The 24,541-nt window shown below is 73.7% G+C and carries 23 protein-coding genes, 1 tRNA gene and 1 pseudogene; 16 read left to right on the top strand and 9 right to left on the bottom strand.

Translation table 11 applies throughout. The features are described 5' to 3' along the window. Positions 1-5: 5 nt before the first annotated feature. The 3 genes from OTB19_RS19155 to OTB19_RS19145 are packed head-to-tail and all read left to right on the top strand — an operon-like array spanning position 6 to position 3,165. The gene (locus OTB19_RS19155; RefSeq protein WP_420716862.1) at positions 6-986 is read left to right on the top strand and encodes a carbohydrate ABC transporter permease; all 981 of its coding nucleotides are present in this window, start codon (positions 6-8) and stop codon (positions 984-986) included. Then, a complete protein-coding gene (locus OTB19_RS19150) occupies positions 983-1,807 on the top strand; it encodes a carbohydrate ABC transporter permease (RefSeq protein ID WP_267799501.1) in 825 nt (274 codons plus the stop codon). The genes OTB19_RS19155 and OTB19_RS19150 overlap by 4 nt, the downstream gene beginning before the upstream one ends. 14 nt (positions 1,808-1,821) lie before the next feature. Further along, a complete protein-coding gene (locus tag OTB19_RS19145) occupies positions 1,822-3,165 on the top strand; it encodes a GH1 family beta-glucosidase (protein ID WP_267799500.1) in 1,344 nt (447 codons plus the stop codon). 7 nt (positions 3,166-3,172) lie between these two features. On the opposite strand, the gene OTB19_RS19140 is transcribed toward OTB19_RS19145, so the two are convergent. Further along, on the bottom strand, positions 3,173-3,751 hold the full coding sequence (locus OTB19_RS19140) for a TetR/AcrR family transcriptional regulator (RefSeq protein ID WP_267799499.1): 579 nt from the start codon (positions 3,749-3,751) through the stop codon (positions 3,173-3,175). Between the two features lie 403 nt (positions 3,752-4,154). Here OTB19_RS19140 and OTB19_RS19135 point away from each other — a divergent pair, with 403 nt between their 5' ends. Further along, entirely contained in the window at positions 4,155-4,655 is a 501-nt protein-coding gene (locus OTB19_RS19135) for a MarR family winged helix-turn-helix transcriptional regulator (protein ID WP_267799498.1), read from the top strand. Positions 4,656-5,145: 490 nt separating this feature from the next. On the opposite strand, the gene OTB19_RS43400 is transcribed toward OTB19_RS19135, so the two are convergent. The 4 genes and pseudogenes from OTB19_RS43400 to OTB19_RS19120 form a co-directional block, all read right to left on the bottom strand. Next, positions 5,146-5,421, bottom strand: a complete 276-nt coding sequence (locus OTB19_RS43400; protein WP_324290529.1) for a hypothetical protein — start codon at positions 5,419-5,421, stop codon at positions 5,146-5,148. Positions 5,422-5,596: 175 nt separating this feature from the next. After that, positions 5,597-5,818 (bottom strand): annotated as a pseudogene (locus OTB19_RS43395) (NAD(P)-binding domain-containing protein); the annotation flags it as partial. Between the two features lie 288 nt (positions 5,819-6,106). Next, positions 6,107-7,468, bottom strand: a complete 1,362-nt coding sequence (locus tag OTB19_RS19125; protein WP_267799497.1) for a sensor histidine kinase — start codon at positions 7,466-7,468, stop codon at positions 6,107-6,109. Then, positions 7,465-8,154, bottom strand: coding sequence for a response regulator transcription factor (locus OTB19_RS19120; protein ID WP_063839417.1), 690 nt, complete (start codon positions 8,152-8,154; stop codon positions 7,465-7,467). Before OTB19_RS19120 ends, OTB19_RS19125 begins: the two co-directional genes overlap by 4 nt. A 78-nt stretch (positions 8,155-8,232) precedes the next feature. On the opposite strand from OTB19_RS19120, the gene OTB19_RS19115 reads away from it, so the two are divergent. Next, positions 8,233-8,784 carry a hypothetical protein gene (locus tag OTB19_RS19115; protein ID WP_267799496.1) on the top strand — a complete coding sequence of 184 codons (552 nt, stop codon included), beginning with the start codon at positions 8,233-8,235 and terminating at the stop codon, positions 8,782-8,784. A 75-nt stretch (positions 8,785-8,859) separates the two neighbouring features. Then, positions 8,860-10,368, top strand: a complete 1,509-nt coding sequence (locus tag OTB19_RS19110; RefSeq protein WP_267799495.1) for a class I adenylate-forming enzyme family protein — start codon at positions 8,860-8,862, stop codon at positions 10,366-10,368. On the opposite strand, the gene OTB19_RS19105 is transcribed toward OTB19_RS19110, so the two are convergent. Both OTB19_RS19105 and OTB19_RS19100 read right to left on the bottom strand, forming a co-directional pair. Continuing rightward, entirely contained in the window at positions 10,365-11,234 is an 870-nt protein-coding gene (locus tag OTB19_RS19105) for a spermidine synthase (RefSeq protein ID WP_267799494.1), read from the bottom strand. The genes OTB19_RS19110 and OTB19_RS19105 overlap by 4 nt on opposite strands. A gap of 25 nt (positions 11,235-11,259) precedes the next feature. Further along, positions 11,260-11,709 carry a hypothetical protein gene (locus OTB19_RS19100; protein WP_267799493.1) on the bottom strand — a complete coding sequence of 150 codons (450 nt, stop codon included), beginning with the start codon at positions 11,707-11,709 and terminating at the stop codon, positions 11,260-11,262. A gap of 244 nt (positions 11,710-11,953) precedes the next feature. Here OTB19_RS19100 and OTB19_RS19095 point away from each other — a divergent pair, with 244 nt between their 5' ends. After that, entirely contained in the window at positions 11,954-13,276 is a 1,323-nt protein-coding gene (locus OTB19_RS19095; RefSeq protein WP_267799492.1) for a tetratricopeptide repeat protein, read from the top strand. A 97-nt stretch (positions 13,277-13,373) separates the two neighbouring features. Here OTB19_RS19095 and OTB19_RS19090 read toward each other — a convergent pair whose 3' ends face one another. Then, a complete protein-coding gene (locus tag OTB19_RS19090; RefSeq protein WP_267799491.1) occupies positions 13,374-13,970 on the bottom strand; it encodes a histidine phosphatase family protein in 597 nt (198 codons plus the stop codon). Positions 13,971-14,098: 128 nt separating this feature from the next. On the opposite strand from OTB19_RS19090, the gene OTB19_RS19085 reads away from it, so the two are divergent. The 8 genes from OTB19_RS19085 to OTB19_RS19050 all read left to right on the top strand — a co-directional run bounded on the left by OTB19_RS19085 (position 14,099) and on the right by OTB19_RS19050 (position 20,890). Then, entirely contained in the window at positions 14,099-14,947 is an 849-nt protein-coding gene (locus OTB19_RS19085; RefSeq protein WP_267799490.1) for a phosphatase PAP2 family protein, read from the top strand. Next, a complete protein-coding gene (locus OTB19_RS19080; RefSeq protein ID WP_267799489.1) occupies positions 14,874-16,046 on the top strand; it encodes a hypothetical protein in 1,173 nt (390 codons plus the stop codon). Before OTB19_RS19085 ends, OTB19_RS19080 begins: the two co-directional genes overlap by 74 nt. Continuing rightward, on the top strand, positions 16,034-17,611 hold the full coding sequence (locus OTB19_RS19075) for a hypothetical protein (protein WP_267799488.1): 1,578 nt from the start codon (positions 16,034-16,036) through the stop codon (positions 17,609-17,611). Before OTB19_RS19080 ends, OTB19_RS19075 begins: the two co-directional genes overlap by 13 nt. Beyond that, complete coding sequence (locus OTB19_RS19070) at positions 17,608-18,936, top strand: AAA domain-containing protein (RefSeq protein ID WP_267799487.1); 1,329 nt, start codon at positions 17,608-17,610, stop codon at positions 18,934-18,936. The genes OTB19_RS19075 and OTB19_RS19070 overlap by 4 nt, the downstream gene beginning before the upstream one ends. Positions 18,937-19,079: 143 nt before the next feature. Beyond that, a complete protein-coding gene (locus tag OTB19_RS19065) occupies positions 19,080-19,637 on the top strand; it encodes an NADPH-dependent FMN reductase (protein WP_267799486.1) in 558 nt (185 codons plus the stop codon). Positions 19,638-19,719: 82 nt separating this feature from the next. Further along, positions 19,720-20,067 (top strand): hypothetical protein, encoded by a 348-nt coding sequence (locus OTB19_RS19060; protein ID WP_267799485.1) that lies wholly within the window; start codon positions 19,720-19,722, stop codon positions 20,065-20,067. 177 nt (positions 20,068-20,244) lie between these two features. Continuing rightward, positions 20,245-20,805, top strand: a complete 561-nt coding sequence (locus tag OTB19_RS19055; RefSeq protein ID WP_267799484.1) for a bifunctional DNA primase/polymerase — start codon at positions 20,245-20,247, stop codon at positions 20,803-20,805. An 11-nt stretch (positions 20,806-20,816) separates the two neighbouring features. Beyond that, positions 20,817-20,890: transfer RNA gene (locus tag OTB19_RS19050), tRNA-Lys, on the top strand. Positions 20,891-20,964: 74 nt separating this feature from the next. Here OTB19_RS19050 and OTB19_RS19045 read toward each other — a convergent pair. Next, positions 20,965-22,200: a M6 family metalloprotease domain-containing protein gene (locus OTB19_RS19045; RefSeq protein ID WP_267799483.1), complete on the bottom strand. Its 1,236-nt coding sequence runs from the start codon at positions 22,198-22,200 to the stop codon at positions 20,965-20,967. Between the two features lie 439 nt (positions 22,201-22,639). On the opposite strand from OTB19_RS19045, the gene OTB19_RS19040 reads away from it, so the two are divergent. Then, positions 22,640-24,418 carry a putative bifunctional diguanylate cyclase/phosphodiesterase gene (locus OTB19_RS19040; RefSeq protein ID WP_267799482.1) on the top strand — a complete coding sequence of 593 codons (1,779 nt, stop codon included), beginning with the start codon at positions 22,640-22,642 and terminating at the stop codon, positions 24,416-24,418. Positions 24,419-24,541: the final 123 nt, after the last annotated feature.

Genomic DNA, 24,541 nt, shown 5'->3' with positions numbered 1-24,541 from the left:
TCCCGGTGACGGACGAGACGGCTGTTCTCGCCCCCTCCGCCGCCGGCAGTGAGCGGCCGACGGCGGAGGGGGGCGACCGGCGCCAGTTGTGGCGCTCCCGCCGCTACCGGTGGGACCTGCGCTGGAGTCCGTACGGCTTCGTGGCGCCCTTCTTCCTCTTCTTCGCGGCGTTCGGGCTGTTCCCGCTGCTCTACACGGGCTGGGCGGCGCTGCACCAGGTGGAGTTGACGGATCCGGACGCCATGACCTGGGTGGGGCTGCGGAACTTCACCCGGCTGTGGGACGACGCGTTCTTCTGGAACGCGCTGCGCAACACCTTCACCATCGGGCTGTTGTCGACGGTGCCGCAGTTGGCGATCACGCTGGGGCTGGCGCACCTGCTCAACTACAAGATGCGCGGCTCGGCCTTCTTCCGGGTCGCGGTGCTCACCCCGTACGCCACGTCGGTGGCCGCGGCGACGCTGGTCTTCGTGCTGCTCTTCGGCCGGGACTACGGGATGGTCAACTGGGTTCTGTCGACGGTCGGTTTCGGTCCGGTGGACTGGCAGAACGGCCCCTTCGCCTCCCAGGTGGCGGTGTCCACGATCGTGGTGTGGCGGTGGACGGGCTACAACGCGTTGATCTACCTGGCGGCCATGCAGGCCGTCTCCGCCGACCTCTACGAGTCGGCGGAGTTGGACGGGGCCTCGCGGTGGCAGCAGTTCGTCCACGTCACCGTGCCCTCGCTGCGACCGACGATCTTCTTCACCTGTGTCGTGTCGACCATCGGGGCCACCCAACTCTTCGGCGAGCCGCTGCTGTTCAACGGCGGGGCGGGCGCCACGGGCGGCTCGGACCACCAGTTCCAGACGCTGGGGCTGTACCTGTACGAGCAGGGTTGGGTGAACCTGCACCTGGGGCGGGCCTCCGCGATCGCGTGGGCGATGTTCCTGATCCTGCTGCTGATCGCGGGCGCGGCCCGGCTGCTGCGAAGGGTGTCCCGATGAGATCGCTGCGCGCGGGGAAGCCGACGTACGTCGTCCTCGGGGTCTTCACCCTCGGCTCCCTCTTCCCCCTGGTGTGGACGGCGATCGCGGCGTCCCGGAACAACACGCGGCTCGCGCAGACCCCGCCGCCGTTCTGGTTCGGCGGGAACCTGGGCCACAACCTGTCGGTCGCCTGGACCGACGCGAACATGGGCACCGCCCTGCTGAACACGGTGATCGTGGCGGGCACGATCACCACGGGCACCGTGCTCTTCTCCACCCTGGCCGGCTTCGCCTTCGCGAAACTGCGGTTCCGGGGGCGTCGGCCGCTGATGGCGCTGGTGGTCGCGACGATGCTGGTGCCGCCGCAGTTGAGCGTGGTCCCGCTGTACATGTTGATCGCCGAGCTGTCCTGGACGGACCGGCTCCAGGCGGTGGTGCTGCCGGCCCTGGTGGGCGCCTTCGGGGTGTTCTTCATGCGGCAGTACCTGGTGCACGCGCTGCCGTTCGAACTGGTGGAGGCGGCGCGGACCGACGGGGCGAGCTCGTGGCGCGTCGTGTGGCACGTGGTGTTCCCGGCGGCGCGGCCGGCGATGGCGGTGCTGGGGATGCTGACCTTCGTCATGGCCTGGAACGACTTCTTCTGGCCGATCGTCGCGCTGACGCAGAACGGCAGCCCGACGGTGCAGGTGGCCCTGACGGGTCTGGGCCGGGGGTACATCCCCGACCAGTCCGTGATCATGGCGGGTGCGCTGCTGGGCACGCTCCCGCTGCTGCTGGTGTTCCTCGTCTTCGGCCGCCAGATCGTCGGCGGCATCATGCAGGGAGCGGTGAAGGGTTGATCGGGATGAGCGGGATGAGCGACATGCGGTTCCCCGACGGGTTCCTGTGGGGCGCGGCCACGGCCGCCTTCCAGATCGAGGGCGCGGCCGAGCTGCGCGGGCCGTCGATCTGGGACACCTTCTGCCGGACGCCGGGGAAGGTGCACGGCGGCGACACGGGCGACGTGGCCGCCGATCACCACCGGCTGTGGCGCGAGGACGTCCGGCTGATGGCCGGGCTGGGGTTGGGGGCGTACCGGTTCTCGGTATCCTGGCCCCGGGTGCTGTCCGGCGGGCTGGGCTTCTACGACGCGCTCGTCGACGAGCTGCTGGCGCACGGGATCGAGCCGTGCCCGACGCTGTACCACTGGGACCTGCCGCAGGAGTGGGAGAACGCGGGCGGCTGGCCGGAGCGGGAGACCGCGTACGCCTTCGCCTCGTACGCGGGGACGGTCGCGAAGACCCTCGGGGACCGGGTGGGGCGTTGGACCACCCTCAACGAGCCCTGGTGCAGCGCCTTCCTCGGCTACGCCTCCGGGGTCCACGCGCCGGGGCGCACCTCGCCCGCCGACTCGCTGCGCGCCGCGCACCACCTCAACCTGGCGCACGGGTTGGCCGCGTCCGCGCTGACCTCGGTCCTGCCGTCCTCGGCGCGCGTCGGCATCGCCCTCAACCCGAGCGCGGTGCGTCCGCTGACCGACTCGGAGGCCGATCTGGACGCGGTGCGGCGGATCGACGCCCTCGCGAACCGGATCTTCACCGGGCCGCTGCTGCACGGCGCCTACCCCGACGACCTGCGGGTCGACACGGCCGCGCTGACCGACTGGTCCTTCGTCCGGCCGGGCGACGAGGCGCTGATCCACCAGCCCCTCGGTTTCCTCGGGGTGAACTACTACACGCCGGCCGTGGTCTCGGCGGCCTCGGGCGGCCCGCGCGCCGACGGGCACGGCGACAGCGAGCACTCGCCGTGGCCCGGGTCGGAGTCCGTGGCCTTCCACCAGCCTCCGGGCGAGCGGACCGCCATGAACTGGTCGATCGATCCGACCGGGCTGCGCGACCTGTTGTCCCGGTTCGCCGGCGAGGCTCCGGGCCTGCCGCTCCTCGTCACCGAGAACGGCGCCGCGTACGGCCCGGACCTGCACGATCCGCTGCGCATCGACTACCTGCGCGGGCACCTCGCGGCGATCCACGGCGCACTGGCCGACGGAGCGCCCGTGGAGGGCTACTTCCTCTGGTCGTTGATGGACAACTTCGAGTGGAGTCACGGCTACGGCAAACGGTTCGGCATCGTCCACGTCGACTACGAGACCCAGGTCCGCACCCCGCGCTCCAGTGCCCTCTGGTACGCCGACCTGGCCCGGAACGGCCTCCTGCGGTGACCGGCGTTCAGCCCCTGGCCGGGGGCCAGTTCTCCAGGGCGACGTGCAGCGCGTCGATGATCCGCTCCCAGGACGCGCCGACGTCCCGGGGGTGGCCGAAGCCGCCGGTGGCCTCCAGGCCGCTGTACCCGTGGAAGGTGCTCCGCAGCAGGCGGACGGCGTCGGTCAGGTCGGGTTCGGCCAGGCCGTAGGCGCGCAGCACCCCGTACGTGAGGTCGATGAAGCGGAGGTGGCCGTCGGACGCGGCGCCCCGCTCCGGGGGGAGTTGGATCTGGGTGGCCGCGTACCGGCCGGGGTGGCGCAGGGCGAACGCGCGGTAGGCGTCGGCGAAGGCGGCGAGTGCGTCCCGGCCCGAACGCCCGGCCACCGCCGCGCCGATCAGGTCCGCGATCTCGCCGGCCGCGAGCACGGCCACCCTGATCCGCAGGTCCTGGAGGTTGCGGACGTGGGAGTAGAGGCTGGCGTCCTTCACCCCGAAGTTCCGGGCGAGGGCCGACACGGTCACCTTGTCGAACCCGACCTCGTCGGCCAGGTCGGCGGCGGCCCGGGTGACCCGATCGGCCGTCAGACCCGCGCGCGGGACCATGCGTCCACCTCCGCCCCCGGTTCCCGGACCGTCCGGGGAATTCTCCGAATATACATACGCCTCGCCGGGAGTCCCCGCGACGCGGGCCCGGGCCGCGCCCGGCGGGTGCGGGTTCCCCGGCGCCGCTCACTCGGGGCCCTGACCGGCCGCTCCTCGAAGACCCACCCGCCCCGGCCCGGCCTCACGGGAGGGGGCCGGGGCGCCACTGGCATCGACCGCCCCTCGCCGGGCCGTCGTTTCCGCGACACGAGAGACACCACCCGAGAGACACCGACACGACGGACAGCGACATGGGCGACAGCGACATGGCGGGCACCTCCTCCCCTAGAATGAGACCCTGACACAGATTCTGCGCGACGCATTCCCTGCGTCACACAGTTAAATTTGAAGCACGGAGCAGCCGATGTCAACCGATTCCCCTCGTTCGGGTAAGGAATGGACCCGCGCGGAACTTCTCGCGCGGATCCTCATCGAGAGCGGGCGGCACCACACCGACCAGGCACGCCTCCACCAGGCCATGGCCGACCACCTCGGCCTGCACCCGACCGACACGCAGTGCCTGCGCCTCCTCGTGAACGAGACGGAGCCGGTCAGCACCGGCCACATCGCCCGGCTCACCGGTCTGACCTCCGGATCCGCCACGCGCCTGGTCGACCGGATGCTCAAGGCGGGCCTGGTGGAGCGGCACGCCGACCCGCACGACCGCCGTCGTTCCCTCGTCGCCCTCGCCCCCGAGGCCCGCCGGCGGATCGGCGCCGCATGGGAGACCCCCGACCGGGCGTTCGGCGCCGCGCTGCGGGACTACTCGGACGGCGAACTCGCCGTCATCGCCGACTACCTGCACCGCGCCGCCGAGGTGGGGCGCGCCGAGGCCGAGCGACTCGCCTCCGCCGACACCGACTGATCCCCGCCCGTCCGCCTCGTGGGAGGTCCACGCGTCGGACACGGGGTTCCGCGGGGGTGGTTCCGCCGCTACCGTCCCGGACCTACGGGCACGACGCGCGCCGGAGACACGGGAGGGTCGGCGTGCGGTTGGAGGATGCCCGTGTCCCGATCGACCACCGCTCCGAGCGGATTCCGCGGCGTGTTCGCCCTCGGCGGCGCCGCCCTTCCCGTCCACGCGTTCCTGGCCCGGCTGCCCGCCGCGCTCTGCCCCGTGGGCACGCTCGTGCTCATCAACACGCGCGACGGGATCGGGGCGGCAGGCGCCGTCGCCTCCGCGCTCTGGCTGGGTCAGGCCATCGGTGGCCCGGTCATCGGGCGGGCCGCCGATCGGCGCGGCCACCGGCCCGTGTTGCTCGTGGCCTGCGGCGCGAACGCCCCGCCCGTAGGGGTGTGCGGCCGCCCGGGTCGGGGCTCCGAACGAGAACGGGGCCGACCCGGGCTGGGCCGCCTCAGGCCGTACCGTCCGCGCCCACCTCGGCCGTCTCCACCCGGAAGTTGAACTCCGCGTGTCCCAACGTGCTCATCAGGCGCAGCCACAGCGGCAGCAGCATCTCCGTGCCGCGGGCGGTCTCGATGCCGCCGAGGTCGAGGATGCGGGCGTCCGGCCAGCCGAAGGAGTGGAGCAGTTCCCGCGTGGCCCGCTTCGCGTCCGGGTCGTCCCCGGACAGGAACACCTGGTGGTCGCCGGGGACCCGCGCCGGGTCCACCATGATCCGGCAGTTCATCGTGTTTCAGCGTCTTCACCACCCGGAGTCCGGGGAACGCCCGTTGGAGCATCTCCCCCAGGCTGTCGTCGTTGACCACGTCCAGTCGGGGCGGGAAGCCCTCCGCGAAGTCCAGCGGGTTCGCGACGTCGATCAGGATCCGACCGTCCAGGTCGGCCGCGCCCGCGTCCCGCAGCGCGGCGACGCTCGCCAGCCCGTTCGTGGCGTTGATCAACGTCTCGCCGTCCCGTGCGGCCTGCGCGTACGTCGCCACCGGGAGGCGCCCGTCGGCGAACTCGGCGCGTTGGCGGGTGGCCTCGGGGACACGGGTGCCGAGGACCACTTCGTGGCCCAGGTCGAGCAGGCGGCCGGCGATCGTGCGGCCGACGGTGCCCGTGCCCAGCACTGCGTAGCGCATGCTCACGTCCGATCCGGGTGCCGATGTCGTGCGGAGGGGGCGGGTCCGTGGCGGCTCGCGCCTGGCGGACCGTGCCGTGGGACCGTACCGACCCGCCGGCGCACGGACCGCCAGGCGCGCCCCGGACCTCCCGCACGCGGCCCCGACCGCCCCCGACCGGCCCAACCACCCCGGGGCCGACCCCTGCGGCACCGCAACCGCCCCGGGCCGGCCCCGACCCGACCGACCCCAACCAGCCCCGGCCCCAACCAACCCCGACCGCCCACACCCACGGCGATGCCCCTGGCGTCAGTCGCCCCGGCGCTTGCGCCGGCTGCGGCGGGCCTCGCCCCGCGCCCGGCCGTCCAGGGCGATCCACACCCGCACCTCGGTCCCGCCGAGCACCGAGCGCCCCAGCCGGACGTCGCCGCCGGTGGACTCCGCGACCCGGCGCACGATGTCCAGGCCCAGGCCGGTCGAACCGTCGCGGCCGCCGTCGTTGCCGCGGCGCAGCGCCTCGTCCGGGTCGGCGATGCCCGGTCCGGCGTCGGAGACGAGCACGATGACGGCGTCCCCGGCGTCGTGGACGTCCACCGCGAAGGGGGTGCTCTCGGGGGTGTGCCGGAAGACGTTGCCCAGCATGGCGTCGAGGGCGGCGACGAGTTCGGCCCGGGCGACGGGGATCCGTACGGGGCGCTCCACGCCCGCCAGCCGGACCTCGCGCCCCTCGTCCTCCGCGAGCGCCGACCAGAAGTCCATCCGGTCGCGGATCACCTCGGAGGCGTCGCAGCCCGCTCCCACCGAGGTGTGGGGGGAGCGCTGTTCGCGGGCGGTACGGATGATCGTGTCGACCTCGCGCTCCAGTTGCTCCACCGCCGCCCGGGTGTGGTCGGCGGCCGGGCCGTCCCCGAGGGAGGCCGCGTTGAGCCGCAGCACGGTGAGCGGGGTGCGGAGCCGGTGCGAGAGGTCGGCGGCGAGTTCCCGCTCGTTGGCGAGGAGTTCCACGACCTGGTCCGCCATGGAGTTGAACGCGACGGCCGCCGAGCGGAGTTCCTTGGGGCCGTCCTCCGGTACGCGTGCCCCGAGCCGTCCCTCGCCCAACTGGTGGGCGGCGTCGGCGAGCCTCTCGGCGGGTCGCACGAGGCGGGCGCCGAGCCGGTCCGCGACGGCCACCGAGCCCACGATCAGTGCGAGCCCCACGCCCGCGAGGACCATCCAGGCGGTCGCGACCCCGTTGCTGACCTCGCTCTCCGGCACGTGGATCTCGATCACGGCGATGTCCCCGGAGCCGAGCGCGGTGGGCTGGAGGAGCGCCGAGCCGCCGCCGGACACCTTGGCGGTGGTCGCGCGGCCCATCTTGCGGGTTTGTGTGACGGCGTGTTCCCCGGCCCAGCCGTCACCGATGTCGACGGGGGCGTCGTCGCCGATCGCGGGCACGTGGACGGCCATCCGCCCGGCGGCGCCCATCTGCGTGGACTCCACGGCCTTGCGCAGTTGGACGGGGTCGGTGGTGATGGAGAGGGTGGGCCCCATGGTGGCGGCCTGTCGTTCGGCGTTGGAGAAGGCCCGGTCGCTGGCCATCTCCTGGACCACGAGCCCGAGGGGTACGGCGAAGGCCACGACCACCATGGCCGTGACCGCGAGGCACACCTTGACCAGCGCCCATCTCACGCCGGCGGCTCCAGTTTGACGCCCACACCCCGCAGGGTGTGCAGGTAGCGGGGGCTGGCGGCGGTCTCGCCGAGCTTGCGGCGCAGCCAGGACAGGTGGACGTCGATGGTCTGGTCGTCCCCGTACGACTGCTGCCACACCTCGGCGAGCAGTTCCCGTCGGGACACGACCACCCCGGGCCGGCCGGCGAGGAAGGCCAGCAGGTCGAACTCCCGTCGGGTGAGGTCCAGCACCGCCCCGTCGAGTTCGGCCTGTCGGCGCAGCGGGTCGATGGCCAGTCCGCCCACCCGCAGGACCCGCGAGGGCGGTTCCACGCCGGCGGCGGCGCGGGAGCGGCGCAGGACGGCGGCCATCCGGGCGGAGAGGTGTTCGACGGAGAACGGCTTGGTGAGGTAGTCGTCGGCGCCGTCGTTGAGGAGCCGGACGATCTCGGCCTCGTCGTCGCGGGCCGTCGCGATGATGACGGGGACGTCGGTGATGCCGCGCAGCATCTTCAGCGCCTCGGCCCCGTCCAGGTCGGGCAGCCCGAGGTCGAGGATGACCACGTCGAAGCGGTGGTGCGCGACCTCGCGCAGCGCCTCCAGGGCCGTGCCGACGCTCCGCACGGTGTGGGAGGCCTCGGTCAGGTGCCGGATGAGGGCGGAACGTACGAACTGGTCGTCCTCGACCACGAGCACACTTGCCATGGCGGCACCGTAGTCCATTCGGGGGACGCCGGGAGGCGGCGGGCCGTCTCTGTGACGGGTGGTGCAGTATGTGCCGTGATGCTGAGAGGACTTGTACATGCCATGGCGTGGACGCTGTCCACGGCGGCGGCGGTGACGCTGTCGTGGTGGGGCGTGCACACCGTCATGTCCGGCACCGCCTACGATCCTCCGCTCGCGGTCCCGCTGACCGCGGTGCCGATGTCCTCCTCGACGCACCACACGGATCCGCCGTCCTCCCCCGCTGTGCCGCCCTCCTCCCCGTCGCCCTCGGCGTCGCCCCCGTCCCCGTCGACCACGCCGTCCGCCGGGAAGCCGAAGCCGCCCTCCACCTCGCCGAGCCCGCGCCCGCACCGGCAACCGGACGACGGGGCCGGCGGGGCCGGCGGGGACGACGTGAAGGGGTACTCGGTGTCCGGCGGCCGGGTGGCCTTCGACATCGCGGAGTCCTCGGCCCAGTTGGTGTCCGCCACCCCGGCGGCCGGTTGGCGCATGCAGGTGTGGAAGCAGGACTTCTGGATCCGGGTCACCTTCACCAGGGAGGGCCGCGAGGTGTCGGTGTTCTGTACCTGGCACGACACGGCCCCGCGCGTGGAGATCGTGGATCCCTGAGCCGGCCGGAGGTCCGCGCGGGCCCCTCGGATACCGTCGGCACCGACCGGTGGTGGCGAGGGAGGGACGGCGGACATGGGTGGCGCGCGGTACGTCGCGGACCTGATCGAGGCGTGCGAGCGACACGCGGGCGAACCCGCGCTCGGCGCCGGCCCGTCCTGGCTCCTGACCTTCGACGAGGTGCTGGCCGACGCGTACCGGCTGGCCGGCGCCCTGTCCGCGCTCGGTGTCGACCGCGGCTCGGGGCTGGCCTGCGTGACGGCCGGCAACCCGCCCGAGCAGCTGCTCGTACGGTTGGCGGCGCACCTGCTGGGTGCCCGGCTGACCCAGGTCGTCGTCGGACCGGCCACCCACGGCATGGATTTCCTGCTGCGGGACTGCGAACCGGCGCTGGTGGTCCACGACACCCCGGTCCCGGACACCGGGGTCGCCCGGGTGAGCGTGGGCGCGCTGCTGGAATCGGCCCGCGCCCTGGACGCGACGCCGGTACCGGTACGGGCCCGCGAGGAGGACGTGGCCCGGGTGACGTACACGGGCGGTACGACGGGCCGCCCGAAGGGGGTGGCCTCCACGTTCGGGGCGATGGCGGCCCGTAAGGCCGATCGCGGCCGGAGCGCGGAGCGGGTCTACCTGTCGGTGACCTCCCTGGCCCAGCGGTCCGGGGGCCGCTGCCTGGAGCAGTTGCGGGCGGGTGGCCGCAGCGAGATCCTCGGCCTCTTCGACACGCGGGGGTTCGCCGAGGCCTGCCGCCGGCTGGGGCCCGTGTCCACGTACCTGACGACCTCGATGGTCTACCGGCTGCTGGACGACCCGGTGACCGCCGCCGGGGTGCCCGGCCTGGAGCAGGTCTCGTACGGGGACGCGCCCGTCCACCCGGAGCGGCTGCGTCGGGCGCTGACCGGCTGGGGGGCGGGCAAGGAGTGGCGGCAGGGGTACGGGATGAACGAGTCGGGGGTGATCTGCCGGCTCACCGCGGCCGACCACGAGGCGGCGGTCGGCGACCGCCCCGCCCTCCTCGGCTCGGTGGGCCGGCCCGTGCCCGGGGTGACGGCGCAGGTCCGTGCGGCGGACGGGAGCGTGTGCCCCGAGGGCGACACCGGCGAGGTGTGGGTGCGGTCCGCGACGGTGATGGCCGGCTACTGGAAGCGGCCCGGCGCGACGGCGGAGGTGCTGCGCGACGGGTGGCTGCGCACCGGGGACCTCGGGCACGTCGACGCGGACAGGTACCTGTACCTCGACGACCGGGTCAAGGACGTGGTGATGGTGGACGGGGAGAACATCTACTGCGGGCCGGTGGAGGCGGCGCTGACCCGGCATCCCTCGGTGGCCGAGGCCGCGGTGGTGGGCCGGTTCCACGACGTCACCGGCGAGGAGGTGTGCGCCTTCCTGATGCCCGCCGCCGGCGCGGAGCCGTCCGGGGAGGCGGCCGACGCGGCGTGCGCGCTGGTGGAGCGGGAACTGGCGCGGGACCACCGCCCGACGACCGTGTTCTGGCTGCCCGCCCTCCCGCTGACGGACCGCGGCAAACCGGACAAGCGCCGCCTGCGCGAACTGGCCCGGCAAGATCCGAAAGAGACGGCCTAGCGGAACACCGACGGCGGGGGTTCCGGCGAGGCCACCGCCGAGGCGTCGGTCACCGGGGCCGCGCCGCCCGCGAAGTCCGCGAGCGCCCGACCGTGCTCGACCCGTCCGGGGTGGGGATCGCTCGCCACGCGCCGGGTGAACTCCGCGATCGGCAGCTCCCGGTCGGCGGCCACCAGGACGGCGTTGCCGAAGCGTTTCCCCCGCCACACCACGGGGTCGGCGGCCAGGGCCAGTTCCGCGAACCGGGTGGCGGCGGTGGCGATCTGCCCCTTCAGGTGGGCCAGCGGCGGGCCGTCGGCGAGGTTGGCCACGTACCAGCCGCCGGGCGCCAAGGCCCGGCGTACGTCGTCGAGGAACTCGGCGCTCGTCAGGTGGGCCGGGGTGCGGGCGCCGCCGAACACGTCCGCGATGACCAGGTCGGCCCAGCCGTCCGGCACCTTGGCGAGGCCCGCCCGCGCGTCCACGGCCCGCACCCGGACCCGTGCCTGCGGGTCCAGCGGAAGGTGTTCCCGTACGAAGGCCACCAGGCCGGCGTCGATCTCCACGACCTGCTGGGTGGAGCGGGGGCGGCTCGCCGCGGTGTAGCGGGCCAGGGTGAAGGCGCCGCCGCCCAGGTGCACCACGTTCAACGGCTGCCGGGCGGGCGCGACGAGGTCGATCAGGTGGCCGATCCGGCGCTGGTACGCGAAGTCCAGGTACCCGGGGTCGGAAAGATCGACGTGCGACTGCGGCGCCCCGTCGATCAGCAGGCTCCAGGCGCCCGCGCGCTCGCGATCGGGGGCCAACTCCGCCCGGCCTCCGTCCACCTGTCCGACGACCGGTTCCACGGCACCCCTGCGCCCGCTGCCCTTGCTCTTCCCTGCCATGCGCCCATTATCGCCGGTCAGGGCCTCAGCGGCAGTTGTCGGCCGCCTCGATCAGTCGGGCGGCCTCGCCGAGCGCCGCGCGCAGCACGTCCGGGTCGGTGACGGGTCCGACGGCCTCCGGGGGCAGCAGCCAGCCGGTGCGGTCGGCGGCGGGCGAGACGGACAGCTCGGCGTCGCCGATGCGCAGTCCGCGTCCGTTGGTCTGCGTACAGGCGCTGCCGGGCAGGTCCCAGGCGTCGGCGGTGCCGGGCGGGACGAGGAAGCCGAGGGTGTCGCCGGAGCCGTCGTGCAGGACCGGGCCGACGCCGGGGGTGGTGTGGTGGGTGGCCCGACGGATGATGTCGACCGCCTCCAGGCCCTGCCGGGTGGGCACGGTCACCAGGTCCGGAGCCCCGGCCGGGTCCGGCGCGTCGAGCGTGTCCAGCGTCCCGACCGCCCGCGGCTCGGGTGCGGTGTTCGTTCCGATGCTCTCCATGCCGCCCTCCACCAAGGGAACCCCTCCTCGATCCGCGTACGAGCCACTCCGCATGGGTTCAACGCGGTGGGACGTCAACGGGTGCGGCGCAACGATGCCGCAAAGGATGGCAGTTCATGGCGGATCACGGGTGAGATATCCGTTTTGTAGCCAAACACCGCATGAACGGTCCTTCTCCGGCGGTACCTTCATGCGCGCCGGGCACAGTCTGAGGTAAAGCCCGAAGTCCAGAGAGGCCACGTCCATGGCGGCGTCCCCCCACTCACCCAACTCCTCCTTCCGGCGATTGCGCGGAGCGCGCTCACCCGCCGAGTTCGCGGCCTCGGTCCGCCGGGCCGCACGGGAGATCGGCGAAACGGTTTCCTGCGACGCCCGTTACATCGGGCGGGTGGAGTCCGGCGAGATCCGCTGTCCCAATTACGCCTACGAGCGCGTGTTCCTGCACATGTTCCCCGGTCGCACCCTCGCCGACCTGGGTTTCTCCCCGCGTGAGGCGGTGCGCGGGCGCTCCGCGCAGCGCGGCGCCCCGGCGTCCCCCTCCTTCCCCCACCTCATCCACCGTTCCAAGGAGAGCGACGTGCTGCGTCGCGCGTTCATGGCGGGCGGCTCCGCGACCGTGGCGGCCGCGACCCTCGGCCTCACCCTGCTCGGCGATTCCCGCCGGCTCCCCTCCCGGGCCGGCGAGTCCGAGGCCGCCGCCGTCGAGGAGGCCGTGCGTCAGATCCGCCTGCTGGACGACCGGCACGGGGCCGATGCCCTGTACCGGCGGGCGGCCGAACCCCTGCGCACGGCCTACGCGTTGCTCGACGCCGGGGCCACCCGACAGTCCACTGAGGACCGACTGCACTCGGGGGCGGGCGAGTTGGCGGTGTCGGTGGGCTGGCTGGCGCACGACTCGGGCCGTTTCGAGGACGCCCGCTCGCACTACGCGGAGGCCCTGGCGACGGCCCGGGTGTCCGGCGATTCCGCCCTGGAGGCGCACGCCTTCAGCAACATGGCGTTCCTGGCCCGGGACTGCGGGCGGCCGCGCGAGTCGGTGCGGGCGGCCCAGGCGGGCCGGCGCGCGGCCCGCGCGCTGGGCTCGCCCCGGCTGTTGTCGCTGCTGGCCCGGCGGGAGGCGGGCGGGTGGGCGGGGTTGGACGACCGCAGGGCCTGCGAGGAGGCGCTCGCCCGGGCGCACACGGAGTTCTCGCGGGGCGCGGCGGGTGCGGACCCCGAGTGGATGTCGTTCTTCGGGGAGGCGGAGCTGGAGTCCTTGGAGTCCCGGTGTTGGGCGGCGCTCGGGGAGCACGCGCGCGCGGCCCGGCACGCCCGTCGGGCGGCGGACCTCCAGGACCCGCACTTCGCCCGGAACGTGGCCCTCTACACCGCCGAACTCGCCGACAACCTGGCCCACGCGGGCGCGCCCGACGAGGCCGCCTGGGCGGGCGCCCGGGTGCTGGACCTGCTCGCGGAGGTCCAGTCGACCCGGATCAGGTCGATACTGGCGGGGACGGCCAAGACACTGGTCCCGCACCAGCGTTCGCCGCGGGTCGGCGCCTTCCTGGCCCGCCACGCGACGGCCTGACGCCCGCGGGCCGTAGCACCCCGGGCGCATCTCGGACCCCCGGTCGGTCCGATCCGGGCCGACGGGGCAGACGGGGCCGTCGCCTCGTCGGCGGCGGTCAGCCGTCCAGGTGGCCGGTGTCGTTCCAGCGTTCCAGCGCGGGTTCGCCGTACGCCCAGCCCAGCACCGACAGGGAGGTGGGCTCCAGCCGGATCCGGGCGCCGAAGGAGGCCTCGAAGCCGAGCCAGCGGGCGGCGAGGGTGCGCAGGACGTGGCCGTGGGCGAAGACGAGGACGTCGCGTTCGGCCGAGCGGGCCCAGGCGACGACCTCGTCGGCGCGGGCCGCGACGTCCGCGACGGACTCGCCGCCGGGGACCCCGTCGCGCCAGATCAGCCAGCCGGGGCGGATCGCCTGGATCTCGGCCGGGGTCATGCCCTCGTAGTCGCCGTAGTCCCACTCCATCAGGGTGTCCCAGGGCTCGGCGCGCACCCCGAAGCCGGCCAGGTCGCAGCTCTCGCTCGCGCGGACCAGGGGGCTGGTGCGCACCTCCAGGCCGGGCAGGCCCGCCCACGGTTCGCCGGCCAGCCGTTCTCCGAGCAGCTTCGCGCCCCGCCGGCCCTCCTCCAGCAGGGGCACGTCGGTGCGCCCGGTGTGCTTGCCGAGCAGCGACCACGCCGTCTGGCCGTGGCGGGCCAGCAGGATGCGGGGGGCCATGTGAGTTTCTCCCGGTGCGTGTGGATGTGTACGGATCGGCCCGCTTTCGAGGCGGTTCCGTCGTCCGTCCATCATCCAACACATGAACACCGGGCAACTCCCCCGGTCGCACAAGCGTCCTACACCTCATGACTGACAGGCAGCGGCCCCCTCGATGGTGGACGGAACTGCTCCTCCTCGGGCTCGTCTACGGCGCGTACTCCGCCGGCCGGCTCCTGGCCCGGGGTGACGTGGACCTCGCCGTCGGCCACGGCCTCGCCGTCCTGCGCGTCGAGGAGGCGCTGCGGATCGACTTCGAGCGCCCGCTGAACCGGCTCTTCTCCGGATCCCCCTGGTGGGGCGTGCCCGCCGACTTCGGCTACGCCTCGCTCCACTACCTCGTCACCCCGGCCGTCCTGGTCTGGCTCCACCGGCGGCGGCCCGCGCACTACCGGTCCGCCCGCACCTGGCTGGTGCTCTCCACCCTGGCGGCGCTGATCGGCTTCGGCCTGATGCCCACCAGCCCGCCCCGGCTGCTCGACGCCGCGCACGGGTTCACGGACACGATGGCTCAGTACAGCGCGTACGGCTGGTGGGGCGGGGAGGCCAGCGCGCCGCGCGGCCTGGGTTCCTTCACCAACCAGTACGCGGCAATGCCGAGCCTGCACTTCGGCTGGGCCCTGTGGTGCGGGGTGCTGCTGTGGACCCACGCCCGGCACCCCCTCGCGCGGGCCCTGGGGATCGCCTACCCGGCCTGCACCGCGCTCGTGGTCATGGGCACGGCCAACCACTATTTCCTGGACGTCGTAGCCGGGGCCGCCGTGATGGGCCTGGGCCTGCTCCTGGCCCGTCGGTTCCGCTCGGGAACGGCCGGTTTCCGGCGTAAGACCACGATTGTCAGTGGCGGATGGGACACTTCCGCCCGTGAGCTCCTACCCGGCCGGCGGCCCTCCGCAGAGAACACCGCAGACGACGACACTGCGGCAGCGGCTCGCTGACCTGCGCGGCCCCGCCGTGCAGCCCCGCCCGCTCGACGCCCGCGCGCTGGCCGCGCTCGCCGCCAACCCGGGCTGCGGCAGACGGGCCCTGCTCGACGGCGCCGGCGTGGACAAGACGGCCCTCGCGCAGGCCCTCGGCTCCCCCGCCCCCTTCGGGCAGTCGCAGTTCGCCATAGTGCGCGGCAACTCCTTCGAGGCCAAGGTCAAGGGCGACGGCGGGGCCGAACTGCTGCGCCTGGTCCACGAACGGCTCGGCGCCGGGGCCGAGCCGCCCGGCCCGGCCGTCCCGGTGCCCGATCTCACCGCCGCCGGCCCCGAGGGGCGCGCCGCGCGCACGGCGCTGGCGCTGCGCGAGGCCACGGCCGCCGGGACCTGGACGCTGCTCGACCATCCGATGCTGGCCCTGGAGGTGGCGGGCACACCCGCCTACCTGGAGCCGGACGCCGTCGTAGTGCACCCCGACGGTCGGTGGACCGTCGTGGAGATCAAGTCGTTCCCGATGATCGACGGGAGCGCCGACGCGGCGAAGGTGGGCGCCGCCGCGCGGCAGGCCGCCGTGTACGTGCTGGCCCTGGAGAGGACCGCGGAGAAGCTGCCCGGCTCCACCGTGGGTCAGCAGGTGGTGCTGGTCTGCCCCAAGGACTTCTCCAACCTGCCCACCGCGGCGCTCGTCGACGTGCGGCGCGAGCGCGCCGTGACCCGACGCCAGTTGGAGCGGCTGACCCGGGTCGAGGAGCTGGCGGCCGCGCTGCCCGAGGGGACCTGCTTCGATCCCGCCCGGCCGGTTGAGGAGCTGACCGAGGCGGTGTCCGCCGTCACCGCCGCGTACGCCCCCGAGTGCCTGGCCGCCTGCGAGCTGGCGTTCCACTGCCGCGAGCGGGCCCGCGACGCGGACGAGGTGACCGCGCTCGGCCGCTCCCTGCGGGGCGAGCTGGGCGGTCTGACCACCGTGGAGTCGGCCCTCGCGGCCGCCTCCGGGGCGGGCTGCGCCGAGGACCCGATCGCGGCCGCGCTGCACCAGGCCGCCCGGCTGCGCGCCGAGGCCCTGACACTCGTCCCCGCCCGGACGTCCCCGGAGGCGGCCTCATGCCCCTGCTGAACACCCTCGCGCGCCTGGAGGCGGTCCGGGCGGGCCGGGCCCAGGCTCTGGCGACCGTGCGGCACCGGCATCTGGGCGAGCGCCCGCTGGTCGTCGTACCGCTGACCACCGCCGGCGAGGCCGGGGCGCCGCTGGGCGCCCTGGTCGGCACCGATCCGGCGGCGCCGACGCTGCTCGTGGTCCCGCAGCCGCGCGACCGTGACCTGCGCTGGACCTTCCTCGCGGAGCTGGCCGACCAGGTGCTGCCGTATGTGGACGGGTACGCGGACGACGTCGAGCTCGTGGAGCGCAACGAGACCGATCCCGAGACGGGCGCCAAGAGCAAGGTGGCCGCCGAGCTGTGCCTGGACGCCCCCCAACTGATCGTGCCCAGCCGGGCGGGCGTGGAGTACGTACGCCTCCTCGGCCGGTCGATGCGGTTCCGACGGACGGCCGAGGAGGATCCGGAGAACCCGTACCCGGCGCCGGCCCGGGTGCCGCTGCTGGGGCGCTGGTTCACGCACCTCGGGGAGCGGGCACGGGTGCCCGGTTCCTCGATGCTGCTGTCGGCGACGGAGCTGCTCGGTCGGCACTGGGCGACGGGCCAGAGCAATCTGGAGGACCAGCACCTGGGCGCCCTGCTCGCCTGGATCGCACCGCCGGAGGGGGAATCCGGCGCGGAGGCGGCCCTGCGCGTCGAGGTGGCCCGGGACCCGCGGGGCGGGCTGCTGGTGCCGCCCGCCGGGCCGGCCACCGACCCCGCCTTCGACAACCGGCTGCTGGCCCCCGCGATGGCCGGCTACGACGCGGCGCGCGCCTCGGGCGACCCGGCCGCCGTCGAGCGGGCCGAACGGGAGGTCCGGGAACTCGTCGCGGACCAGATGCGCCCCACGTGGGCGGCGGTGTGGCGGGCGCTGGAGCTGGTGCGCGCGCTGCCCGCCGGGGAACGGACCGAGGAGCGCTGGACCCGCGACCGCTGGTCGTACACCGGGCACCGGGACCGGGTGCGGGCGGGCGAGCCCCCGCAGCCGCGCCGCGACGACGCGGTGACGGCCGCTCAGAAGCTGGCCACGCGCGAGACCGAGCAGGTCCGTCTCGACGCCCAGGAGGCGCTGGACGACCCCCTGGTCATGGCGGGTCGGCGGCTGTCCGGAGAGGCGTTCGCCGGGGAGGTCACCGAGGTGGTCATGGAGTGGACGCAGGCCAAGCGGCCGCGACCGCGCCCGCTGGTGACCGTGGACACCGAGGACCGGCCGCAGTTGGCGGACGGGGGCGGCGGGAAGGTGTTCCGGTCGCTCGACGGACGTCCCCAGGCGGCCGAGTTCGTGCGGTTCGAGGACGCGGGGCGGATCGTGCTGCGGCTGCTCGACAAGATGGGCGGCGGCAGGGAGCCCGCTCCCGGTTCGGTGCCGGAGAAGGGCGACCGGCTCTGCTGGACGCTGTTCGAGCACGACGCGCGCGGCGGCCCCAGGCTGCCCGATCCGGAGAAGACTCCGTGGACGCACGGAGGACCGCCGGCGCACCTGAGCGCCGACCGACCGCACCTGCCCGCGCCCGATCCCGTGACCGCCGAGGACCTGTTGTGAGTTTCGATCCGGGAGCGGCCGCCGACCGGGCGACCGCCGCCATCCTGCACGACACCCTGCACGGCGCGGAGCGGGGCGTGGTCGTCGATTCCCCGCCGGGCGCCGGCAAGTCCACGCTCGTGGTCCGGGCCGCCCGCGAGCTGGCCGCCGCCGGGCGCCGGCTGATGGTGGTCGCGCAGACGAACGCGCAGGTCGACGACCTGGTGTTGCGGTTGCACGGCAAAGATCCGGGGCTGAAGGTCGGCCGGCTGCACAGCAGCGACGGGGACGCCTACGACCCGGCGCTGCGCGAGCTGCCCTCGGTGACCCTGTCGGCGAAGCCGGCGGACCTCGCCGAGCTGCCGATCACCATCTCCACGGCGGCGAAGTGGGCGTACGTCAAGGACACGGAGCCGTGGGAGCACGCCATCGTGGACGAGGCGTACCAGATGCGTTCGGACGCGCTGTTGGCCGTGGCCGGGTTGTTCGAGCGTGCGCTGTTCGTGGGCGACCCCGGGCAGCTCGACCCGTTCAGCGTGGTCGGCGCCGAGCAGTGGGCGGGGTTGTCCTACGACCCCTCCGCCTCGGCGGTGTCCACCCTGCTGGCGCACAACCCGCACCTGCCGCAGCACCGGCTGCCGGTGTCCTGGCGGCTGCCCGCGTCGGCCGCGCCGCTGGTGTCGCGGGCGTTCTACCCGTACAGCAGGTTCCGCAGCGGCACCGGTCCCGGTGACCGGAAGCTGTCGTACGGGGTCGCCTCGGACGGGTCGGGGCCGGACCGGGTGTTGGACGAGGCCGCGGAGTCGGGCTGGGGCCTGCTGGAGCTGCCCGCGCGGCACACCCCGCGGACCGACCCGGAGGCGGTGCGGGCGGTGGCCCTGGTGGTGCGCCGGGCACTGGACCGGGGTGCGGTGACGGCGGACGAACAGTCGCCGGGCCCCATGCCGTTGACCGCCGACCGGATCGCGGTGGGCACCGCGCACCGGGACCAGGCCGCCGCCGTGCGGGCGGCCCTGACGGCGCTGGGCGTCCCGGGGGTGACGGTGGACACCGCGAACCGGCTCCAGGGACGGGAGTTCGACCTGACGGTGGTGCTGCACCCGCTGTCGGGGCGGCCGGACGCGACGGCGTTCCACCTGGAGACGGGGCGGTTGTGCGTGTTGGCGTCCCGGCACCGGCACGCCTGTGTGGTGGTGGCCCGGGCGGGCATAGCGGAACTGCTGGACGACCATCCGTCCTCGGAGCCGGTGCAGTTGGGGGTGACGGTGAAGTTCCCGGACGGCTGGGAGGCCAACCACTCGGTGCTGGCCCACCTGGCGGAACACCGGGTGGCCTGGCGGCCCTGAGACGGCCGCTCGGGCGCCCCCGTCGGCGGCGGGGCGGCACCCGCCCGGTTGACGCATCCCCCGGCCCCGGCTTGGCCGGGGGCCGTGTCACCCACGAGACTGCCCCGACGCACCGCACCGACAGCCGAAGGAAAGAACCAGCCATGACCCGCCTGCACGTCATCTCCGCCGCCACCCGCCCCACCTCCTCGGGGCGCCCGCTCGCCGAGTGGGTCGTCGGCCGGGCCCGCGAGCACGGCGCGTTCGAGGTCACCCCGATCGACCTCGCCGAGATCGCGCTGCCCTTCCTGGACGAGCCGGAGTACGCCTCCAGCGGCATCTACACCCATCCGCACACCCTGGCGTGGAGCGCGCTGGTCGACGCCTCGGACGCCGTGCTGTTCGTCCTGCCGATGTACAACGGCGGCTACACCGCCCCCTTCAAGAACGCCATCGACTTCCTCTACCGCGAGTGGCGGGGCAAGCCGGTCGGCATCGTCAGCTACAGCGCGGGCCCGACCGGCGGAGCGCCCGCCGCCGAGATGCTGCTCCCCGTCCTGACCCGTCTGGGCATGCTGCCCGCCGAGCGGTCGGTGGCCGTCCCCGGCATCAACGCGCTGGTCGGAGACGAGGGATTCGAGGCTCCGGAGGGGCTCGCGGAGGAGCTCACCGGCGTGTTCGACGACATCGCGGCGCTCGCGAAGGAGCCGGCGGGCGTCTGACGCCCCGGGTGCACTCTTGCGCGACGTTGGACAATGGAGGGTGGCCCGGAAGGGACGACGTACGCGCAGCAGGAGGACACGCATGGCAGAGCCCGAGCGCACCGAGCGGAGGTTGCGGCCCGCGCCGCTGCTCTTCGAGCCTTCCGAGGTGGCAACGGACCCGGAGCACTTCTTCGACCTGGAGTCGATAGACGACCCGCGGGAGCTGCTGGCCCGTGCGACCGAGCTGACGCTGGCCTTCCGGGCGGCCCAGGAGCGCGCGGTGGAGTTCCAGGCCGTCGCGGCGGCGCAGCTGGCGGACCCGCGCCGCTTCGACCGGCTGCCCGCGTCGGCGATCGCGGAGCAGGCGGAGTGGACCGAGGACTACGCCGTCAAGATGATCGAGTTCGGCGAGACCCTGCTGCGGGACGGCCACCCGGACGGCCCCTAGAGGCCTCCACCAGAGGCCTCCGCGAAGTGAGCCGGCCTGTGCGCCGCATCCGGACCGGGTGCGGCGCACGTCACATCTGGCATATGCGGGGCGCACCATACTCCCCCCCGGTCGCCCCTGTCCCGGATTCCCGTAACTCCCCGGAACGGTCGCGCTACCCCCGGTAGACCTGGGGGCATGACGACCCTGACCGGCTGCGCCGCCCTCGAAGTCCGCACCGCCCCCGCGTCCGCGACCCTCGTCACCCCCGAGGGCGCGGCCTGGCTCGCCTCCGCGTGCGCCCTGCCCCACGACACGCTCGCCGCGTGGCGGGCGCGGCCCGCAGCTCCGGCCGCGCTGCCCTGCGGGACCGCGTTCGACGTCGTCAACGTCCCGCTCGTCCTCGGGCGCCGGATGCTCGACCTGCTCTGGGCCGAGGGGCCCGGCTCCGGGCCCGCCGCCGTGCACCGCGGCCGGACGCTGCTCTTCGCCGCGCCGGGCACCGCGCAGCGGCTGCCGGCCCTGCTCGCCTGGGAGGAGTGGGACGCGACCGCGGCCGCCCCGCTCTGTCACGGCCGCGGCGACGCGGTCACCGTGCCCCCGCTGGCACCCTCTCCGGGGCCGTCCCGCTGGCTGGTGGCCCCGGACTCCCGGCGGCCCTGGCTGCCGGGCGCCGATTCACTGCTCTGGGCCTTCCTGCACGCCGCCCGCCTGCAGGTATCGATTTTCGGTTCGGCCGATCCTGATGCTAATGTCTAGCTCGTCACCAAGCGCCGCTAGCTCAGTTGGTTAGAGCAGCTGACTCTTAATCAGCGGGTCCGGGGTTCGAGTCCCTGGCGGCGCACAGACGGAGAAGGGCCCCCACGCGAGTGGGGGCCTTTTTCGTGCCCGCGGGCCCCGGGACCGGGGCCCGCGCGGCTACGTGGTGATCTTCACGGTGTACGCGCCGGACTGGGTCCGGTCCGCCACCTCGATGCGGATCCGCTCCCCCGGCACCGTGAACGTCTCGCCGACCTCCAGCGGGGCGTCCGCCAGCGGCGGGTACACGGATCGGTCCCAGCAGGCCTCGGTGCCCGGGTGGCCGTCCAGCACCTCGATCGGCCCGCCGCCCGAGGCCGGCTCGTTGCGGACCCGGTAGACCAGGACGCCCTCCGTGCAGGTGTCCCCGTCGTTGCCGGCGGAGCCCCGGGCCTCGATGGCGATCGCGCTGCCCGGACCCGTGCGGACCACCGCCAGCCGGGTGCCGCCGGTGCCGCCGCTGGGCACGCCCTCCGCGAGCGGTTGCAGGGTGTGCAGCGAGGAGCCGGAGCGCACGCAGTCGACCTGGGAGGGGCTGAGCCAGCCCAGCTTCCACTTGTGCCAGGCGAACAGGTCCGGGGCCATCCCGAACTGGCTGCCCATGACGTCCCAGTCGCCGACGTACGTGTCCCAGTCGCCCTTGCCGTCGGACGGCCGGTGGTAGAGGTCGGGCAGGTCGAAGACGTGCCCGGTCTCGTGCGCGAGGACGTTGCGGTCGGGCGGGTGCTGCTCGAAGACGGTGACGATCCGCCGCAGGTCCGTGCCGTCGGCGCGGATCGGCCGGTCGAAGTTGACGACCTTCGTGGCGTCCGAGTCCACCCCGGGCGCGTCCGGGTCGGCGACGAAGTACACGAGGTCGTACCGGCTGAAGTCCACCTCGGGGTCGGCGGTGGCGACGGCGTCCCGCAGGTAGGCCGCCCGGGCCTCGGGCGCCCAGTCGCGCTGTATGCCGTACGCGGTGGACGACCTGGGCATCCGGATCCACTGCTTCTGCGGGTGCGGGACCAGCCGGAAGCGTCCGTACGAGGCCCGCTGGAAGAACTCGCTGGTGGCGGGGAAGTAGTCGCCGGTCAGCTCCTCGGGAGTGACGATGGTGCGATGGTCGGGGAAGGAGAGGAAGACCATGACCGCATTCAGGGTGCGCTCGGGCCTGGGGTAGGCGCCGTTCCAGGTGTCCAGCCCGAGGGAGTGGTGCGCCGCCGTACGGGTCAGCGCGCAGGGACCGGCACCGGAAGCGGCCGCCGCGGGGGTGGCGACGAGCGACATCGCGGCGAGCGCCGCCATGGAAGTGACGACGGCCGCCGTACTTCGGATGCGGGAGCGGTCCACTCCCCCGGGTGTCTGCTGTCGCGGCACATCGACCTCCGGTGGTGGATTCGTACCCTCCTGTCCACCTTGAGGCGATTGTCTTACTAATGCCCTGTTCCGCTGCCCCACACGAGTGAGCAATACGTCAAGTCGGTGACCCCCGAACTTCACGGACCTGCCTACAGAACGTCACGACCGATCACGGGAGATCAGGCGCGGCCGTCGGGCGTTCACAGCCGCGCAGAAACGATCACGCGTCGATCGGCCGACGATCCGTCATCACCGCGAACCACCGCCCTCCGTACGGCGACGCCGCTGGATAGGGCCGTCCGGCAGCCTCTATGATCGGCACACTTTCCTGCACGGACACTCACGAGCACTGCGGGAGCCAACGGTGAGCGGATCCTCAGAGGGAACCGGTTCGGCGGCCGACCGCATTCGATCGGCCACTACGGAGCGTCACCCGGCAGTGCCGGCCGTGCCCGGCATGTCGACAGAACCCGCGGCGGCGACCCCGTCCGCCCCGCGGTCCCCGCGCACGTCCGGGGCGCGCGACTACCAGGCCGCCTTCAACGCGGCCCACCTCGCGATGGCCGTCGTTGATCGCAGCGGCCACGTCGTCGCCGCCAACGAGGCGCTCGCCGCGCTGCTGGGCGCCGAACCGCTCGCTCTCCTCGAACGGTCCGCCGCCGACCTGGTGGACCTCGCCGCGGAGGCCCGCACCTGGCAGGCCTACCAGGAGGTGCTCCGCGGCCGGCAGGCCCGACTGCGCTGCACCCGCCGCCTCAAACACCCCGACGGACACTCGCTGTGGACCGAGGTCACCCTCGGGCCGGTCCCCGGAAGCCGGGACGTCCTGCTCTCGGTCGCCGACATCAGCGACCGGCGCGACCTCCAGGCCCGGCTGCGCCACCTCCAGATGCACGACCCGGTGACCCGACTCCCCAACCGGACCCTGTTCTTCGAACGGCTCTCCTCCGCCCTGGAGCAGTCCTCGTACGAGCACGGCGGCACGGGCCGGATCGGGCTGTGCTACCTGGACCTCGACGGGTTCAAGGCCGTCAACGACACCCTGGGCCACCGGGTCGGGGACCGACTGCTGGCGGCCGTCGCGGCCCGGCTGACGCAGTGCGCCGACCAGTCCGGGTACGGCCGCACGAGCGGGCACCTGGTGGCCCGGCTGGGCGGCGACGAGTTCGCCCTGCTCGTCGAGGACTCCACCGGCACCGAGCAACTCGCGGACCTGGCGCGGAGCGTGTTGAACGCCGTGCAGGAGCCGTTCGACCTGGCCGGACAGCGACTGTCGGTCTCCGCGTCGATCGGGGTGGTGGAGCGGGCCGCGGCCGGGACCTCGGCGACGGGGCTGATGCAGGCCGCCGACACGACCCTGTACTGGGCGAAGGCGGACGGCAAGGCCCGCTGGACCCTCTTCGACCCGGAGCGCAACGCGCACCGCATGACCCGGCAGGCCCTGTCCTCGACGCTGCGACCGGCCGTGGGGCGGGAGGAGTTCCGGCTGGAGTACCAGCCGCTGGTGGACCTGGCGAGCGGGACGGTGCGCGGGGTGGAGGCGCTGGTGCGCTGGAACCACCCGCAGTTCGGCATGTTGACGCCGAATCGGTTCATCGGGATCGCCGAGGAGGACGGCTCCATCGTCCCGTTGGGACAGTGGGTGCTGCGGACCGCCTGCCGGCAGGCGCGGCGCTGGCAGATCGAACAGCCCAGTGACTCCCCGGTGTTCGTCTCCGTCAACGTGGCGGTGCGCCAGGTGTGGGACTCGGACCTGGTGGGCGATGTCGCGGAGATCCTCGCCGAGACCGGACTGGCCCCGCAGTTGCTCCAGTTGGAGCTGACCGAGTCGGCGGTGATGGGCTCGGCGGGGCGGCCGTTGCAGGCGCTCCAGGCGCTGAGCGACATGGGCGTGCGGATCGCCATCGACGACTTCGGCACCGGCTACTCGAACCTGGCCTACCTGAGCCGGCTGCCGGTGTCGGTGCTGAAGCTGGACGGCTCCTTCGTCCGGGGGTTCCGCTACGAGGAGGGCTCCCACCCGAACCCGGCCGACGAGACCATCGTCGAGGCGCTCGTCCAACTCGCCCACCGGCTCGGCCTGACGGTCACCGCCGAGTGCGTGGAGACCGCGGGCCAGGCGGCGCGCCTGCGCCGCGTAGGCTGCGACACGGGCCAGGGCTGGCTGTACTCGCGGGCCGTGGCCCCGGAACGGATCGCCGAGATGATCGGCTCGCGCCCCGGGGCCCAGGACTAGTGCTGCACCGCGAAAGTTCGTGGAGGGGTGTTGGTCAGGCTGCTTCCTTGAGTGGGGTGCCCTTGTAGGTCCAGCGGAAGGGCTTGGCGTTCTCGTTGCGGTTGATGATGTAGCTGTCGAGCT

The sequence above is a fragment of the Streptomyces sp. H27-H5 genome (assembly GCF_026627505.1).
Taxonomy (GTDB): Bacteria; Actinomycetota; Actinomycetes; order Streptomycetales; family Streptomycetaceae; genus Streptomyces.
Note: the sequence above shows the minus strand (reverse complement) of the source record. Positions and strands in the feature narration are given on the sequence as shown.